Origin of the sequence: Arthrobacter sp. SLBN-122 (assembly GCF_006715165.1) — a bacterium.
Lineage (GTDB): Bacteria > Actinomycetota > Actinomycetes > Actinomycetales > Micrococcaceae > Arthrobacter.
On the sequence record NZ_VFMS01000001.1, the window covers coordinates 3,449,535 to 3,466,389 of the forward strand.

Below are 16,855 nucleotides of genomic sequence, written 5' to 3' on the forward strand. Positions count from 1 at the left end.
GGCCGGCCTAGCCAGCCAACAGCCCGGCGCGCTCCTTCATCTCCTCTTTGAGTGCCCCAATCACGGCCTGCACCGGGGCCGAGCGGAGCGACTCCGGACGGGCAACGGCCCAGATGGGGAGCTGCCGCTCGAAGTCGGCGGCCAGGACGGGAACGAAATTGTCGGATTCCGCCACCATGAAGTTGGGCAGCAGCCCAATGCCCGCGCCCCGCCGTACCGCCTCCACCTGGGCGAACACGCTCGTGGCCTGGAAACTTGTCCTGGGGACGGGAAGCTCCGATGACCAGCGCGGCCCAAGCTCCGCTACCTGGAGTGCGGACTCCACGTAAGAGACAAACCCGTGCTGCCCCACGTCGTCGAGCCTTTCCGGCAGGCCATGCCGGGCGGCATAGGCGGAACTGGCGTAAAGGCGCAGGTAGTAGTTGCTCAGGAAGATGGTCTGCGCGCTGGTAACCTCGGCCCTGCCCACCACAATTTCCAGGTCCACCCCCGACCGGTTCTGGCTGACTTTCCGAGTGGCACTGAGCATTTCAACGTTCAGCTGCGGGTTCTGCTGCTGGAGCCGCACCAGCGACGGGGCCACGAAGACGGCACCCACGCCGTCCGTCGTAGCGACGCGGACCAGGCCGGTCAGGGCACTCTGGTCCTGGCTGATCAGGCCGGACAGCGAGCCCAGCGTGGCCTCGATTGTCTCTGCCGCTTCCACCGCGGCGGTGCCGAGCTGCGTCAGTTCCCAGCCGTGCGGGCTGCGTTCCAGGGTGCGGCCGCCCAGCTGCTTGTCCAGGGCGAGGATGCGCCGGGAAATGGTGGTGTGGGTTGTCCCCAGTGTTTCCGCCACGGCGTTGAAGCGGCCCAGGCGTGCAACCGTCAGCAGGATGAGCAGGTCGTCGGGGCTGGGCAACCGTCTGGGGTCCACACCGGTCCTTCCCTTGATGTGCAGCAATGCACATGGTCTCTGTGATTTTTCCCCTTGATTGCACTCTAACAGGGTGTGATCGTTGACACAGACATGCCGGCAGCAAGGCTGGAATGGAAGCAAAGGAGCTTACGCATGGCAGTTATCGGTTGGATCGGCCTGGGCAACATGGGCGGCCACATGTCCGTGAACCTGGTGAAGGCCGGGCACGATGTCCGCGGTTTCGACCTCAATCCCACGGCCCTGGCAGCGGCTGAGGCAGGCGGCGTCAAACGGACCGCCAGTATCGCAGAAGCGGTGGACGGTGCAGACGCCGTGTTCACCATGCTGCCAAAGGGTGAACATGCCCGCGCGGTGTACCTTGGGGCGGACGGCGTGCTGGCGCACGCGGATACCCGCACGCTGCTGATTGACTCCTCCACCATCGACGTCGCCTCCGCGCAGGAACTGCACGACGCCGCTGCTGCCGCCGGCTTCCGCTTCGTGGACGCCCCGGTGTCGGGCGGAATGAGTGGGGCCGAGGCAGGAACCCTGACCTTCATGGTGGGCGGCGAAGAGGGCGCCGTGGCGGACGCCACGGGCTACATCGGCCCCATGGCCGCCAACATCATCCCCACGGGTGGGGCCACCACAGGGCAGGCCGCAAAGATCTGCAACAACCTGATGCTCTTCATCAACCTCGCCTCCACCGCCGAAGGCGCAGTGCTCGCCGACCGGCTGGGCCTGGACAAACAGGTCTTTTGGAACATTGCCTCGGTCTCCTCGGGTGACTCATGGGCGCTGCGGACCTGGTACCCGGTGCCCGGAGTGGTTCCCACCGCCGCCTCCAACAACGACTTCGCACCCACCTTCACCACCGAACTGGCGAACAAGGACATTGGGCTGGCCATCAGCGCGGCCGAGGACACCGGCACACCCCTGGAGATCGGCAGGCACGTCCAGCAACTGTTCCAGCGCCTCATTGACGAAGGTGATGCCGGCAAGGACTGCTCCATGATTATCAAGCTCGTGGACGGCTCACTCGAAACCGCCCAGCCGGCACCGTCCGCCAACTAGCCCCGCCGCAAGCAACGCAGGAAAAGAGACTCCCCTTGGAAACCATTCCGCATTACATCAACGGCACCCGTGTCAGCGACGCAGACCGCTTCGGTCCGGTGTTCAATCCCGCCACCGGAGAACAGGACAAGCAGGTGGCGCTCGCCTCCGCGGCCCGCACGGAGGAAGCCATTGCGGCTGCCCGTGCTGCGCTCCCTGCCTGGCGCGCCACCAGCCTGGCCAGGCGCACCACCATCTTCTTCAAAGTCCGCGAGATCCTGAACCAGCGGAAGTCCGAACTTGCCGCCATCCTCACCAGCGAGCACGGCAAGGTCCTCTCAGATGCAGAGGGCGAGATCGCGCGCGGCCTGGAGAACATCGATTTCGCCACCGGCCTGTCCCACATGCTCAAGGGCGAGCGGTCCGAGCAAGTCTCCACCGGAGTGGACGTGCACTCCGTCCGCCAGCCCGTGGGCGTGGTTGCCTGCATTACGCCGTTCAACTTCCCGGCCATGGTGCCGCTGTGGATGATCGGCAGCGCCCTGGCCTGTGGCAACACCGTGCTGCTGAAGCCCAGCGAGAAGGACCCATCCGCCGCCGTCTTCATCGCCGAGGCCTTCGCCGAAGCGGGCCTGCCGGCGGGCGTGCTGAACGTGGTCCAGGGGGACAAGGAAGCCGTCGACGTCCTGCTGGAACACCCCGACGTCAAGGCAGTCAGCTTTGTCGGGTCCACGCCCATCGCCCAATCGATCTACAAGCGGGCGGCAGAACACGGCAAGCGGGTGCAGGCCCTGGGCGGCGCAAAGAACCACATGGTGGTCCTTCCCGACGCCGACCTGGACATGGCTGCCGACGCTGCGGTTTCCGCCGCCTACGGTTCAGCCGGCGAACGGTGCATGGCTGTCAGTGTCCTGGTGGCCGTAGGCAACATCGCGGACGATCTGGTGAAGGCCATCTCCACCCGCATGGCCGGCCTCAAAATCGGCCCGGGAACGGACCCCGCCTCCCAGATGGGTCCCCTGATCACCGCTGAGCACCGGGAACGGGTGGCCTCCTATGTTTCGGGAGCAGAGAACGAAGGCGCAACCGTGGTGGTGGACGGGCGCTCGCAGCAGTTCGATTCAAACGGGTTCTTCATCGGCGTCAGCCTGGTGGACCACGTCAAGCCGGGCATGAAGGTGTACGACGACGAGATCTTCGGCCCGGTCCTGTCCGTGGTCCGCGTCGACACTTACGCCGACGCCGTCAAGCTGGTCAACGACAACGAGTTCGGCAACGGCACCGCCATCTTCACCCGCGACGGCGGGGCGGCGCGGCAGTTCGAGTTCGACGCCGAAGCAGGCATGGTGGGCGTCAACGTGCCCATACCGGTCCCGGTGGGCACCTTCTCGTTCGGCGGCTGGAAGAACTCGCTGTTCGGTGACACCCACATGTATGGCCCCGACAGTATCCGGTTCTACACGCGGGGCAAGGTGGTGACCACGCGCTGGCCGGATCCCGCCACCTCGGTGATTGACCTGGGCTTCCCGCAGGTGGATTAAGTACAGGTGCGTTAAGCACAGCAGGCCGGGGGCCGGCAACCGGTCCCCGGCCTGGCTGTTGACAAGGCAGCTAGCCGTTCATGATGTCGCTGCGCCGCTTCATGTACTCCTCCATGGACAGCTCACCGTTGCTGTACTGCTGGTCCAGCTCCGCGAGCTTGCGGGCACGGAACCCTTGCGGGGCGGCCGGCGGCGGGGGAGTGGCAGGCGCCGAAGGCTGGCCCGGCCCCTGCCGGACGGGTCCCTGCTGTACGGGCGGCTCCTGGTACGGCTGCTGCTGGAACGGCGGTTCCTGCGGGGCACCGTAGCCGGGCCCCGGTACGGGCGGCTGGCCGTACTGGTAGGGCAGCGGCTGGGGATCGCCCGTGGGCTGCGGCCGCTCGATACTGCGGAAGCCGCCGGAGAAGTAGTCCTGCTGGGTGTAGCCGTCGCGGGGCTGGTTGCTCTGCGGCCCGGCCGGGCCCGGGTACTGGCCCGGGAACCCGCCTTGTCCGTACTGTCCGGGGTGCTGCCCCGGGAACTGCTCGGGGAAGCGCCCAGGCAAGCCTTGGTCCCGGTCCCGCCGCGCCATGGAGCGCCGGTACATCCGCACGGCCATGGGAATGACGAAGGACAGGATGATGATCCAGAAAAACAGGCTGCTCACTGTGCCGCACCTCTCAAGTGTTGTCCTTCCAGCCTAACCCCGGGCGGCCCTACCGGCGGCTGGGCTCCGCCGTTCCCAGCGGACCCTCGCCGGATCCCAAGGGAACGCCCGGACCAAAGACGGGACCCGGCGTCGGCCGCTTCGCCGTGATGCCGTCACCGGAGGACTGGTGGCGCAGCCGCCGCAGCACCCACGGCACAAAGTATTCGCGCGCCCACACGAAGTCTCCGCTCCTGGCCTCGCGCCAGGTCCGCGGCGGCAGCGGCTTGGGCTGCAGCGGTTCCAGGGAATGCTCCACGTTCAGCGCGTCCAGCACCATGGCCGCGATGGTGTGGTGGCCCAGCGGGGAGAAATGCAGCCGGTCCTGGTCCCACATCTGCGGGTCGCTCAACTGCCGCAGCGACCACATGTCGGCGATGATGGCGTCGTGCCGCGCCGCGACTGTCCGCAGGTTCTCGTTGTAGATCGCCACCTTGCTGCGGATCCTGCCCAGCACCGACGAACCCGTGTCAGGTCCGTTGAACAGGACCACGGTGGCGCCGCCCATGGACAGGATCTGCACCACGGAATCGAGCTTCTCGGCCAGTGTGTCCGGGTCCCCGCCGGGGCGGATCAGGTCGTTGCCGCCGGCGGACAGGGTGACCAGGTCCGGCTTCAGTTCCAGGGCAGGGGCAAGCTGCTGGTCCACGATCTGCTGCAGCAGGCGGCCGCGGACGGCAAGGTTGGCGTAGGCGAAGTCAGGTTGGGTCCGGCCCAGCTCCTCGGCCACCCTGTCGGCCCAGCCGCGGTGGCCGCCGGGAATCGAGGGTTCGGGGTCGCCAATGCCCTCGGTGAAGGAATCGCCCATCGCCACGTAGCGGGTCCACGGGTGGGATCCGCGGTGCGCGGGCAGGGCCTGGATGTCACTTGTGTCAGTCACGGTCCTATCCTGCCTTCCGCCTTGCTGCCTACGCGAACGTAGGTTGTTACCTCTGGGTAACTGATATGAATGGAAACCATGACTGACGCCGAAGTATTTCCTGCCCCCGTTGTCCTGTGGTCCCATCCCGAGGACCAGCGCACCGGCAAGCCGCTGCTGGTACTCCTCCACGGCTACGGCGCCAATGAGCAGGACCTGCTCAGCCTGGCCGACCTGCTGCCGGGGGACTTCGCCGTCGCTTCCGTGCGGGCACCCATCGCCATGGGCCCCGGCTTCACCTGGTTCCCGCTCACGGCCTCCATCGACTATTCCCTGGACCGGGTCAAGAAGGCCTCGGCGTACGTGCTCGACTGGATCGACGAAATCCGGGTGGGGCACCCATCGGTGACCCTGCTCGGTTTTTCCATGGGCATGGCCATGGCCACCACGCTCCTGCGGCAGCGGCCCACGGACTTCGCTGCCGTCGTCGGACTCTCCGGCTTCGTGGTGGACGCCGCCGGTGACCCGTCCTTCAAGGACGGCGAGCTGGACGGCACCGTGCCCCTGTTCTGGGGCCGGGACCAGCAGGATCCGGTGATCACCCAGGACAAAATCGAGTACACCATGGGCTGGGTCCGCAAGCACGTCAAGCTCACCAAGGTGCTCTACACGGGCATGTGGCACGGCATCAACCAGCAGGAGATCGGGCACGTAGGGGAGTTCCTCACCCATGAGGTGCTGAACAAATAGGCGTACGACGGCGGCACGGCGGCCTAGGAGGCCTGCCCGCCGCCGTTGGATCGGAGGTCAGCCCTCCGGCACCTGCCAGGTCAGCCCTCCGGTGCCACAACCTTCACCGAGTGGCCGTTGACGGTGACGATGTCACCGTTGTGCAGCTGGCGGCCGCGGCGGTCGTCGATTTCGCCGTTGACCTTGACCAGCCCGTTCTTGATGAGGTCCGCCGCCTCCACCCCGTCCTCCACGAGGTTGGCGAGCTTCAGCAGCTGGCCCAGCCGGATCATGCTGTCGCGGATGGGGACGTCGTCAATGGGGTTGCTCATACAGCAATAATGCCTGAACTAAGGTGGATGCAATGACCTCCCCTCCCCGCCTGCCGGTGCTCGCAGGCCTGCCGCTGGCCGTGGGTTCCGGCCTTGCCATCCCAGTCCAAGGGCGCATCAACGGGGCCCTGGGTGCCCGGCTCAATGACGGAATCGCCGCCGCGGCCGTGAGCTTCAGCACAGGGCTGCTGGTCATGATTGTCATTTCGCTGGTCCTGCCGCGCGGCCGGGCCGGGCTGGCAAGCATCCTCCCGGCGCTCCGCAACCGCGCTTTTCCCCGCATCTACGTGGTGGCCGGCGGTATCGGTGCATTGTTCGTCTTTGCCCAGTCCTTCACGGTGGGCATCCTGGGCGTGGCACTCTTCACGGTGGCCACCGTGACCGGGCAGACCGTGAGCGGCCTGCTGGTGGACCGCCTGGGAATCGGGCCGGCCGGGAAGAAATCCGTCACCGGCATCCGGATCATCGGCTGTGTCCTCACCATCGCCGCGGTGGCATGGGCGGTGTCACCCCGGTTCAGCGGCACAGGGGCGGGCGGACCCGACGGCGGTCCCGCTTCCCTGCTGCTTCCCATCCTGCTGCCCGTAGCCGCGGGCTTCCTCATGAGCTTCCAGCAGGCCATGAACGGCACCGCCACCGTCCACTACGGCACACCGATCGCGGCAACGCTGGTCAACTTCGTGGCCGGCTGCACCGTGCTTTGGGCCGCGCTGGCGGTGAAGCTGGCGGTGGCCGGTCCCGCCAACCCGCTGCCGTCCGAATGGTGGTACTACCTGGGTGGTCCCATGGGGTGTGTCTTTATCGGCCTCGGCGCCCTCCTGGTGCGCAGCCTGGGCGTGCTGGTCACCGGGCTGGGCATGATTGCCGGGCAGTTGCTGGGCTCGCTGGCCCTGGACCTTGCGCTGCCCACGCCGGGTACCGTCGTGGCTCCGGCCACCGTCCTCGGGACCCTGCTGACCCTCGCCGCCATTATCCTGGCAACCCTACCCTGGCCGCGGGGCGCGCTCCGGAGGCAGCGGCCGGTACGCTAGGACACGAGCTTTCCACCATCTTCCTTCATTCGCCCCGGCGGGCAGCCCACTGTGCCTCCAGGCATACGGCGGCCGGGGCCCGGCAAACCCGCGGACCGCACCCAGCGGCCCTGTAGAAATTGGAGTTACCCCATGGCAGCAAAATCCGTCCTCGACCAGGTCATTTCCCTCTCCAAGCGGAGGGGCTTCGTGTTCCAGGCCGGTGAGATCTACGGAGGTTCGCGCTCTGCCTGGGACTACGGCCCCCTGGGCGCGGAACTGAAGGAAAACATCAAGCGCCAGTGGTGGCAGTCCATGGTCCGCGGCCGCGAGGACGTGGTGGGCCTGGACTCCTCCGTGATCCTGCCCCGCCAGGTCTGGGAAGCCTCCGGCCACGTCGAGGTCTTCTCCGACCCCCTGGTGGAATGCCTCTCCTGCCACAAGCGCTACCGCGCCGACCACCTCGAGGAAGAGTACGAGGAAAAGAAGGGCCGTCCCGCCGAGAACGGCCTGAAGGACATTGCCTGCGCCAACTGCGGCACACGCGGACAGTGGACCGAGCCGCAGGAGTTCTCCGGCCTGCTCAAGACCTACCTGGGCCCGGTGGCCAATGAGGAAGGCCTGCACTACCTGCGCCCCGAAACCGCCCAGGGCATCTTCGTGAACTTCAACAACGTCCTCACCACCTCCCGCAAGAAGCCGCCGTTCGGCATCGGCCAGATCGGCAAGTCCTTCCGCAACGAGATCACGCCCGGAAACTTCATCTTCCGCACCCGCGAGTTCGAGCAGATGGAAATGGAGTTCTTCGTGGAGCCCGGCACCGACGAGGAATGGCACCAGTACTGGATGAAGGAGCGCATGGCCTGGTACACCGGCCTGGGCATCCGGGAGGAGAACCTGCGCTTCTTCGAGCACCCCAAGGAGAAGCTCAGCCACTACTCCAAGGGCACCACGGACATCGAGTACCGCTTTGGTTTCCAGGGCTCGGAGTGGGGCGAGCTGGAAGGCATCGCCAACCGCACCGACTTCGACCTCTCCACCCACGCCAAGGCCTCCGGCACGGACCTGAGCTACTTCAACCAGGCCACCAACGAGCGCTACACCCCGTACGTGATCGAGCCCGCGGCGGGCCTGACCCGGTCCTTCATGGCGTTCCTGGTGGACGCCTACACCGAGGATGAGGCTCCCAACGCCAAGGGCGGTGTGGACGTGCGCACCGTTTTGAAGCTGGACCCGCGCCTGGCCCCCGTCAAGGCCGCCGTGCTGCCGCTGAGCCGCAACGAGGACCTGTCCCCGAAGGCCAAGGACCTCGGCGCGCAGCTGCGGAAGAACTGGAACATCGACTTCGACGACGCCGGGGCCATCGGCCGCCGCTACCGCCGCCAGGACGAGATCGGCACCCCGTTCTGCATCACCGTGGACTTCGACACCCTTGAAGACCAGGCAGTCACCATCCGCGAGCGGGACACCATGAGCCAGGAGCGGGTCTCCCTGGACAAGGTGGAGGGCTACCTGGCGGCACGGCTGATCGGGGCCTGAGCATGGCCATCGAATACCGCGAATGGCGGGACGGCGACGACCTGGCGCTCCTGGAAATCTGGGGCGACCCGGACACCGCGCAGGCCCGGCAGTTCCGCGGCGCCCTCGCCGTGTCCTCCAACGGGAGGGACGGTTCCCCATGGCGCCGCTGCATCGTGGCCGAGGACGTCATTGACGGCGTGGGTATTCCGGTGGCCGCCGGCGTCGTCTATGAAGCGTCCCTGCACCCGGAACGCCTCTGGTGCTACATCGAGGTGGCCCGCGACCAGCGCCGTGCGGGCATCGGTGCAAGCCTCCTGGCCATGCTGCGGCGCGAAGCCGAACACGCGCCGTCGGGCGTCACCAAGCTGCGCGCCAAGGTGGAGCCAGGCACCGCGGGTGCCGCCTTCGCCGAAACGCTCGGCCTGGCGCCCATCCAGCGTTCCCGCCTTGTGGTGGTGGAGCCCGGCGCCCTGCGGCTTCCGGTGTTCACGGCCAAGGACGACGGCGGCGCGGCCAGCGGCGAGAACGCCGGCTCCGACGTCGTGATGGACCTGGCAACGGGATCCGTGGAGCTGACCGACGTGGTGGGCCGGTATTACACCTCCATCCACGGTTGGGACTCTCCCGGCGTCCTGTCCGTGGGGCAGGTGCAGAAGCTGTTCCTGGACGAACTCACCGGAGCCCACGGCGCCATTGTGCTGCGGGCCCAGCCCGGATCCGCATTCGGGACGGGGGTTGCCCCCAGTAAGAAGGGCCGCATCCGGGCCTTTGCCGTCAGCTACGCGGCCCCGGCTGACCCGGACGCCGCACCGGGGACGGATGCTGCTGGACCGGAAACGCCCACCGACGTTTTCGTGGGTCACGAGCCTTCGCTGGATGCTGATGATGCCGCTGAGGCCGTCCGCGACATGCTGGCCCTGATCGCGTACCAGCACCCGGTCATGCTGGAACTGGACGATTCCATGATCGCCCTGCGTGCCGCCGTCGAACCCCTCCTGGACAGTGGCAAGGCACGGCTGGCGGGCGCGGAAACCCTGGTGGTCTCGGACTAAGCCACCGCTACCCAACCAGGTCGCAGCAGATGTCGTTATGGAGCTCCATTCCGACATCTGCTGCGACCTAGTTGCGGGGAGCACGACGGCGGCCCGCGGCTGCGTCGGCTGCGTCGAGCAGCTGCCGCTCGGCGTCCGTCGGGGCGCTCCCACCCACGTGCGCAGGCATCCACCACGCGCCGGATCCGGGATCGAGCGGGAAGCCGGCGATGCAGCGGTCGATTCCGGACTGCAGGGTGCTGCGCAGCATGTCCGTGGCCGCCTCCGGGTCGCTGCCTGTCGGAAACGTCATGGGTTCGTCCACGTGGACCCGCACCGGGGCGCGCCAGCTGCGGCGCAGCGAAAAGCCGTGGCCGCGCGTCAGTACCCGGTGCGCGCCCCAGACAGACACCGGAATCACCGGTACGCCGGCCTCGGCGGCCATGCGGACTGCCCCTGTGCGGCACTCGCGGACGGTGAAGCTGCGGCTGACCCCGGCCTCCGGGAACACCGCAAGGTACTCGCCATCGCGCAGCTTGGCCACCGCAGCGTCATAGGCGTCCGAACGGTCCGTGTATCCCACCACGACGTGGCCGCTTGCGCTGATGGCAGGGCCGGCAAGCCAATGGTCCGCCGCTCCCTGATGGACCAGGAACCGAAGCTGCGCACGGGCGTGCCGCCACAGGAGCAGCTCGAGCACGGCAAAGTCCAGGTAGCCGAAATGCGTGACGGCGAACACCGCACCCTTCCCGGGATCCACCCGCCGGGACGGCCCGCTGAGCGGTCCCTTGTCCGGAAGGTGCTCCAGGCCCGTTGCCTGGATGTCCAGGCGCAGGGCCCAGCGCAGGAACTGCCCGGTCCGGACGATCAGCCGATAGAACCGGTCGTTGGACGGCGGACGCCAGGGCATGCCGAAAACTCCTAAAGGGTGACCTGGACGGATGAGTCCGGCAGCAGCTGCGCGAAGGCCGGCGACGGCCGGACGGCGGCGCCAGTGCTCTCCGCAAAGGACTTGATGACGAAGCCGGTGGCGAGGGTCTGCCACACGCGGACCTTGCGGAGCATGAAGTGCCCCACGCCCTTGAGTGCCACGTACTGCATGCTCCCCGCCTCGGCAGAGGCCCGGCGGGCGAAGGCAAGGGACTGCGAGGGGCTGGTCATGTGGTCCGTGGTGCCGTGGATGATGAGGACTTTCCTGCCGGCGACGGCGGTGGCGGGAGTTGCCGGGCTGAGCCACGGAGCGAGCGCCACCACGGCCTCAACCTGGGGGTGGTCCGCTGCACATACCGCAGTCAGGCCGCCCATGGAGTGGCCCAGCAGGAAGACCGGAACGTCCGGGTGGCGTTCGGCGATCTGCCGCAGGGCCCAGCGGGCGTCCTGCAACGGGGACATGTCAGGGCCGTTCCAGCCGCGGACGCTGTTGCGCAGGGACCAGACGGCCAGTCCGTGCTTCCGGCCGGCGCGGTGCAGGTGCCTGGCGAAGGGAATCATCCGGGCCGGGCTGAGGTGCCGGGCCTCCACCGGATCCCGGCTGTGGGCCTTGCCGCCGTGCAGCACCAGGACCACGCCCCTGGTGTCACCTGCTGCTTCGAGGACACTCAGGACAGGCTGATGGGCGGGTGTGGCCGTCACCTGGCCCGACTGCACTCCGCCTTCGGCGGCCCCGCGAATTCCTGCCCCGCTGCCGCTTCCCGGCGTATCACGGTTGTCCATGCCTGGTTCCTCCCCATCCCGATGGTCCATTTATAAACCCTATGGCGGCCCACGTAGAGTTCAACGCATGAGGTTGTACTGCTGATGGGCGCCGGTCACTCCCACGCTTCCTTGGATCATTCGGAGCCGACGCCCCAGGCGATGGCTGCCCGCAGCAAGGCGAACCGCATCCTTGCCGCGGTGCTCATTCCGCTGGCGCTGCTGACCCTGGCCGGGATGGCCTGGTTGTGGCCGTCCGGCAGCAAGGAAGGTGTCTCGCTGGCCAACCCCTATTCCACGGCCCCTGGGGTAACTTTTGATACGGGCACCATCCAGAACGTGGTGACCGAGAACTGCACCCAGGGCCTCAGCCAGCAGGGCACAGGCCAGCAGGGCGCAGGCCAACAAGGCAACAGCCAGCAGGGTTCCACGCAGCAGCCGCCGGGGCAGGGCTCGGACTGCACCTTCGCCTTCACCGAGCCGGACAAGGGCGGAAGTCCGGTGAAGGTGGTCATCAACCCGGATGTGGCCTCCTCCCACGGGGTTAAGCCCGGAGACCAGATCCGCTACCTGAATCTCTCCAACGCCCAGGGCGCCACGGGCTCGCAGGGCTCCCCGGCCTACATCTTCGTGGACTTCGTCCGGACGCTGCCGATTGTCCTGCTTGCCGTGCTCTACGCGGCGGTGGTCATCGCCGTCGCCAGGTGGCGCGGACTCCGGGCCCTGATCGGGCTGGTGGGGGCCTACTTCGTGCTCGCAAACTTCCTGCTCCCGGGCCTGGTGGAAGGCAAGCCGCCGCTGCTGCTGGCCCTGGTGGGTTCCACCGTGATCATGATCGGGGTGCTGTACTTCGCCCACGGATTCTCCGCGCGCACCTCCACAGCCCTCCTGGGGACCATCTTCGGCCTTGCCATCACCGCCCTGCTGGCAGCCTGGGCCACCAACGCCGCCAACCTTGCCGGGGTGGGCAGCCACGACGCGGCCACCCTGGTGAACACCTCGGCAAACATCTCCATCTCCGGTGTGATCCTCTGCGGACTCATCATCTCCGGCCTGGGTGTCCTCAACGACGTGACCATCACCCAGTCCTCGGCGGTGTGGGAACTTTACGAGCTGGCACCGGGCAGCAGCGCCCGGAAGCTGTTCACCTCGGCCATGCGGATCGGCCGCGACCACATCGCCTCCACCGTGTACACCATCGCCTTCGCGTACGCCGGCGCCGCACTGCCCATCCTGATCATCGTCATGCTCTACGACCGGCCGCTGATGGACACCCTCACCAGCGCCGAACTCTCCGAGGAGGTCATCCGGACCCTGGTGGGTTCGATCGGGCTGGTCCTGGCCATCCCGGTCACCACCCTGATCGCCGTGCTCGTGGTGAAGGCCACCGGGATCAAGGCACCAGACGCCGTGCCAGTGACCGGTGCGGTGCGGGACGGAAAGAGGGGTACAAAGCACGACGACGGGCACGTCCATACGGACGGCGTCACGGACACGGGGGCGCTCGCCGCCGCCGTGCTTGAGGAGCGCACCCGGCGCACCGCCGTCGAACCCGCGGATGAACCAGCCACCCGGCGGGGCCGCCGGGCCGACCGCGGCTGAAAACCTTCTCTTTGTACGGCTGTCCAGCTGCTGCTACTGGAAGTCGGCCAGCCAGAGATCCGGGCCGAAGACTTCGTACTGGATGTCCTTGGGCCGGACGCCTGCGCCCACCAGGGCGGTCCGGACGGCCTGCATGAAGGGCACCGGGCCGCAGAGGTAATATTCGGCGTCGGATGGCAGCTGGACATCCTTGATGTTCATGAACCCTGAGCGCACGGTCCCGCCCGCATCGGAGGTGGAGGATTCGGTGCCGTCCGGATCGAGGAACCACGTATTCAGGGATGCATCCGGCAGTGCGGCAAGGTCAGCCGTCACCTGGTTCCGCAGCGCGAAGGAGGCAGGGGAGTCGTCCGCGTGCAGGAACATAACCTTCCGCTGCGAGCCGGCCTTCACCAGGTGGGACAGCATGCCTGCCATGGGCGTGATCCCGATGCCCGCGCTTGCCAGCACCACGGGCCGGTCCGTGTATTCGAGCACAACGTCGCCGAAGGGCGCCGAAAGGGTGACTTCATCGCCCACGTCGACGTGGTCGTGGAGGAGGTTGGACATCTCGCCGTCCGGCTTCCCTTCCGTGCGCACGCGCTTGACGGCGAACCGCCGGTGCTGTCCGTCGTCGGCCTGGGTGAGGCTGTACTGGCGCGGCTGCAGGACGCCGTCGGGCATCTGCATCCGGAGGGTGACGTACTGTCCGGGGAGGGAGGGCTTGACCTCCCGCTCGTCGGTCCTTTCAACCACGAAACTGGCAACGTCGCCGGTTTCCTGGATCTTTTCGGCCACCCGCCAGTTACGCCACACGGTCTCCGGGCTCAGCCGGACGGCGTCGTAGAGGCCACGTTCCTTGTTGATGAGCATGTTGGCCATGAGCCAGTAGACCTCGTCCCACGCAGCGGCCACTTCCGGTGTTACTGCGTCGCCGAGGACATCCACGATGGCCCACATCAGGTTGTCGTGCACCACCTGGTACTGCTCGGGGCTCAGGCCCAGGGACACGTGCTTGTGCGCAATGCGGGACAGCAGGTGGTCAGGCAGGTGCGTGGGGTCGTTGACGAGGAAGCCGGCAAAGGCGGCGATTGACCCGGCCAGCGCCTGCTGCTGCCGGCCGTCGGCCTGGTTTCCTCGGTTGAAGAGGCCGTTGAGCAGTTCGGGATGTTCCTCGAACATGTGGCCATAGAAGCGGGAGGCGATCTCCTGGATGTTTTCGCCGACGACTGGAAGGGTCGCCTGGATCACGGGGTATGCGGTGTCTGACAGCACGGTGATCTCTCCTCTGAAGGCAGGCCCCCTGGCAAGGCCCGGTTCCACGACACGCTAACAGCCGGGTTGAAACCCCCGACAGGCCCTTTGGCACTGGCGGGCAACCACCGATTTGCCCGGCTTTGCAACAATGGACAGGTGACTGTTGCAGCAACTCCTCCCGCCCCCAAGCTGGAACTCCCGCCCCTGAAGCTGGGACCCATCACGGTTGACACCCCGGTGATCCTGGCCCCGATGGCCGGCATCACCAACTCCGCCTTCCGCAGGCTCTGCCGTGAGTACGGCGGCGGCATGTACGTGGCGGAGATGGTCACCTCCCGTGCGCTGGTGGAGCGGAGCCCCGAATCCCTCCGGATCATTTCGCATGACGACGACGAGAAGGTCCGCTCCGTCCAGCTGTACGGCGTCGACCCCGGTACCGTCGGCGCCGCCGTCCGGATGCTGGTGGAGGAGGACCGGGCGGACCACATCGACCTCAACTTCGGCTGCCCCGTTCCCAAGGTGACCCGGCGCGGCGGCGGGTCCGCCCTGCCCTGGAAGATTGATCTCTTCACCTCGATCGTGCAGACCGCCGTCAGGGAAGCCGCCAAGGGCAACATCCCGCTGACCATCAAGATGCGCAAAGGCATTGACGATGACCACCTGACGTACCTCGACGCAGGCCGCATCGCCCGCGATGCCGGCGTGGCAGCCGTCGCGCTCCATGGCCGCACCGCCGCCCAGTTCTACTCCGGCAAGGCGGACTGGTCCGCCATTGCCCGGCTCCGTGAGGCGCTCCCCGACATCCCCGTGCTGGGCAACGGCGACATCTGGTCCGCCGAGGACGCCGTCCGGATGGTGCGGGAAACCGGGGTGGACGGCGTGGTGGTGGGCCGCGGCTGCCAGGGCCGGCCATGGCTCTTCGGGGACCTGCAGGCCGCCTTCGAAGGCAGCGACGTCCGCCACCGGCCCAACCTGCGGCAGGTGGCAGAGGGTGTGTACCGCCACGCCGAACTGATGGTGGAAACCTTCGGCGACGAAGGCAAGGCACTGCGCGAGATCCGCAAGCACATCGCCTGGTACTTCAAGGGCTATGTGGTGGGCGGGGAACTGCGCACCCGGCTTGCCCTGGTCACCAGCCTGGAAGTGCTCCGGGACACCCTGGCCGAGCTGGACCTGGATTCGCCCTATCCCGGAGTGGACGCCGAGGGCCCGCGCGGCCGTTCCGGCTCACCCAAGCGCCCTGCCCTGCCCAAGGACTGGCTGGACTCCCGGGCGCTGAACGATGACCAGTCCCGGGACATCGCAGCTGCCGAACTGGATGTTTCCGGTGGCTGAAACACCGACGGCAGGAACGCCCATCGCCGCCCTGGCGCTGCCCGGGTACGATCTGCACGATTCCGCCCGCTGGGTGGAGGAGCCGCCCAAGAGCACCTACCGGTCGGACTTTGAACGGGACCGGGCCCGCGTGCTGCACTCCTCGGCCCTGCGCCGGCTGGGCGCCAAAACCCAGGTGGTGGCACCGGACACCGACGACTTCGTCCGCACCCGCCTCACACACAGCCTGGAAGTGGCCCAGGTGGGCCGCGAACTCGGCCGGGCCCTGGGCTGCGATCCCGACGTGGTGGACACCGCCTGCCTCAGCCACGACCTGGGCCACCCGCCCTTCGGCCACAACGGCGAATCGGCGCTCAACGAGGTGGCGCATGCCATTGGCGGCTTCGAGGGCAACGCCCAGACCCTCCGCCTGCTCACCCGCCTCGAACCCAAGGTGCTCACGGCTGACGGCCGGCCCGCCGGACTGAACCTGACCCGCGCAAGCCTTGACGCGGCGTCGAAATACCCGTGGTCCGCCCTGGAAGCACCGGTGATCCACGGCCAGCGGACCAGCAAGTTCGGCGCGTACGAAGACGACCTGCCCATCTTCAACTGGCTCCGGGAGGGTGCGCCGGAGCGCCGGACCTGCCTGGAAGCCCAGGTGATGGACCTGGCGGACGACATCTCCTACTCGGTGCACGACGTGGAGGACGCGATCGTGGCCGGACACTTCCAGCTGCGCTGGATGGACAACCCGGACCACCGCGCCCGCGTGGTGGGCTACGCCAAGCAGTGGTACCTGCCGCACAACGACCCCGCAGCCATCGATGCCGCACTCGCCCGGCTGGAGGCCACAGACGTGTGGGTGCGCGAGGCGGACGGCAGCCGCAGGTCCATGGGGGCACTGAAGAACATGACCAGTCAGCTGATTGGCAGGTTCTGCCAGAGCGCCCTGGAAACCACCCGCGCCGTCTACGGGCCGGAGAACCTCACGCGCTACAACGCCGAACTGATGGTTCCGGACGAGACCGTCATGGAGATCGCCGTGATGAAGGGCCTTGCCACCACCTTCGTGATGACCACCGAACACCGGCAGCCCATCTACGAGCGCCAGCGGGAGGTGCTCCACGCCCTGGTGACGGCCCTCAGCGCCACGGGGGACCGGCACCTGGAGCCGATGTTCGCGGCGGACTGGCGGGCGGCGGACGACGACGGCGCGCGCCTTCGCGTGGTCATCGACCAGGTGGCGTCCCTCACCGACGGTTCCGCCCTGGCCATGTACGAGCGCCTGGTGGGGAGCCTGCCCTCGCTGTGGTGAACCGCCCCTGAAACCCCCGCCTGAAGATCCACCC

At 67.5% G+C, this 16,855-nt stretch carries 16 protein-coding genes; 9 read left to right on the forward strand and 7 right to left on the reverse strand.

Translation table 11 applies throughout. The annotated features are described in order from the left end of the window. Positions 1–7: 7 nt before the first annotated feature. Positions 8–916, reverse strand: a complete 909-nt coding sequence (locus FBY36_RS15825) for a LysR family transcriptional regulator (protein WP_200830516.1) — start codon at positions 914–916, stop codon at positions 8–10. Positions 917–1,051: 135 nt separating this feature from the next. On the opposite strand from FBY36_RS15825, the gene mmsB reads away from it, so the two are divergent. Continuing rightward, positions 1,052–1,972 (forward strand): 3-hydroxyisobutyrate dehydrogenase, encoded by a 921-nt coding sequence (mmsB, locus tag FBY36_RS15830; protein ID WP_142120913.1) that lies wholly within the window; start codon positions 1,052–1,054, stop codon positions 1,970–1,972. 35 nt (positions 1,973–2,007) lie between these two features. Beyond that, on the forward strand, positions 2,008–3,492 hold the full coding sequence (locus FBY36_RS15835; protein WP_142120914.1) for a CoA-acylating methylmalonate-semialdehyde dehydrogenase: 1,485 nt from the start codon (positions 2,008–2,010) through the stop codon (positions 3,490–3,492). Positions 3,493–3,562: 70 nt separating this feature from the next. Here the strand turns inward: FBY36_RS15835 and FBY36_RS15840 are convergent, their stop codons facing one another. Beyond that, entirely contained in the window at positions 3,563–4,138 is a 576-nt protein-coding gene (locus FBY36_RS15840; RefSeq protein ID WP_142120916.1) for a hypothetical protein, read from the reverse strand. A 49-nt stretch (positions 4,139–4,187) separates the two neighbouring features. Next, entirely contained in the window at positions 4,188–5,057 is an 870-nt protein-coding gene (locus tag FBY36_RS15845; protein WP_142120918.1) for an SGNH/GDSL hydrolase family protein, read from the reverse strand. Between the two features lie 78 nt (positions 5,058–5,135). On the opposite strand from FBY36_RS15845, the gene FBY36_RS15850 reads away from it, so the two are divergent. Then, positions 5,136–5,786, forward strand: a complete 651-nt coding sequence (locus FBY36_RS15850) for an alpha/beta hydrolase (protein ID WP_142120920.1) — start codon at positions 5,136–5,138, stop codon at positions 5,784–5,786. 80 nt (positions 5,787–5,866) lie between these two features. On the opposite strand, the gene FBY36_RS15855 is transcribed toward FBY36_RS15850, so the two are convergent. Beyond that, the gene (locus tag FBY36_RS15855) at positions 5,867–6,097 is read right to left on the reverse strand and encodes an RNA-binding S4 domain-containing protein (protein WP_142120922.1); all 231 of its coding nucleotides are present in this window, start codon (positions 6,095–6,097) and stop codon (positions 5,867–5,869) included. Between the two features lie 32 nt (positions 6,098–6,129). On the opposite strand from FBY36_RS15855, the gene FBY36_RS15860 reads away from it, so the two are divergent. The 3 genes from FBY36_RS15860 (at position 6,130) to FBY36_RS15870 (ending at position 9,680) form a co-directional block, all read left to right on the forward strand. Then, entirely contained in the window at positions 6,130–7,128 is a 999-nt protein-coding gene (locus FBY36_RS15860) for a DMT family transporter (RefSeq protein ID WP_142120923.1), read from the forward strand. A 132-nt stretch (positions 7,129–7,260) separates the two neighbouring features. Continuing rightward, positions 7,261–8,646, forward strand: coding sequence for a glycine--tRNA ligase (locus tag FBY36_RS15865; protein WP_056338595.1), 1,386 nt, complete (start codon positions 7,261–7,263; stop codon positions 8,644–8,646). Between the two features lie 2 nt (positions 8,647–8,648). Further along, positions 8,649–9,680 (forward strand): GNAT family N-acetyltransferase, encoded by a 1,032-nt coding sequence (locus FBY36_RS15870; protein WP_142120925.1) that lies wholly within the window; start codon positions 8,649–8,651, stop codon positions 9,678–9,680. Between the two features lie 67 nt (positions 9,681–9,747). Here the strand turns inward: FBY36_RS15870 and FBY36_RS15875 are convergent, their stop codons facing one another. Beyond that, positions 9,748–10,569: a lysophospholipid acyltransferase family protein gene (locus FBY36_RS15875; RefSeq protein ID WP_142120927.1), complete on the reverse strand. Its 822-nt coding sequence runs from the start codon at positions 10,567–10,569 to the stop codon at positions 9,748–9,750. A gap of 11 nt (positions 10,570–10,580) precedes the next feature. Continuing rightward, on the reverse strand, positions 10,581–11,372 hold the full coding sequence (locus FBY36_RS15880; protein ID WP_235008863.1) for an alpha/beta hydrolase: 792 nt from the start codon (positions 11,370–11,372) through the stop codon (positions 10,581–10,583). Between the two features lie 141 nt (positions 11,373–11,513). On the opposite strand from FBY36_RS15880, the gene FBY36_RS15885 reads away from it, so the two are divergent. Continuing rightward, positions 11,514–12,953, forward strand: coding sequence for a YibE/F family protein (locus tag FBY36_RS15885; RefSeq protein ID WP_142120929.1), 1,440 nt, complete (start codon positions 11,514–11,516; stop codon positions 12,951–12,953). Positions 12,954–12,986: 33 nt separating this feature from the next. On the opposite strand, the gene FBY36_RS15890 is transcribed toward FBY36_RS15885, so the two are convergent. Next, a complete protein-coding gene (locus FBY36_RS15890) occupies positions 12,987–14,207 on the reverse strand; it encodes a globin domain-containing protein (protein WP_142120931.1) in 1,221 nt (406 codons plus the stop codon). 138 nt (positions 14,208–14,345) lie between these two features. Here FBY36_RS15890 and dusB point away from each other — a divergent pair, with 138 nt between their 5' ends. Both dusB and FBY36_RS15900 read left to right on the forward strand, forming a co-directional pair. Next, the gene (gene dusB, locus FBY36_RS15895; protein ID WP_142120933.1) at positions 14,346–15,524 is read left to right on the forward strand and encodes a tRNA dihydrouridine synthase DusB; all 1,179 of its coding nucleotides are present in this window, start codon (positions 14,346–14,348) and stop codon (positions 15,522–15,524) included. Beyond that, positions 15,508–16,821 (forward strand): deoxyguanosinetriphosphate triphosphohydrolase, encoded by a 1,314-nt coding sequence (locus tag FBY36_RS15900; RefSeq protein WP_142122674.1) that lies wholly within the window; start codon positions 15,508–15,510, stop codon positions 16,819–16,821. The genes dusB and FBY36_RS15900 overlap by 17 nt, the downstream gene beginning before the upstream one ends. The last annotated feature ends 34 nt before the right edge of the window (positions 16,822–16,855 follow it).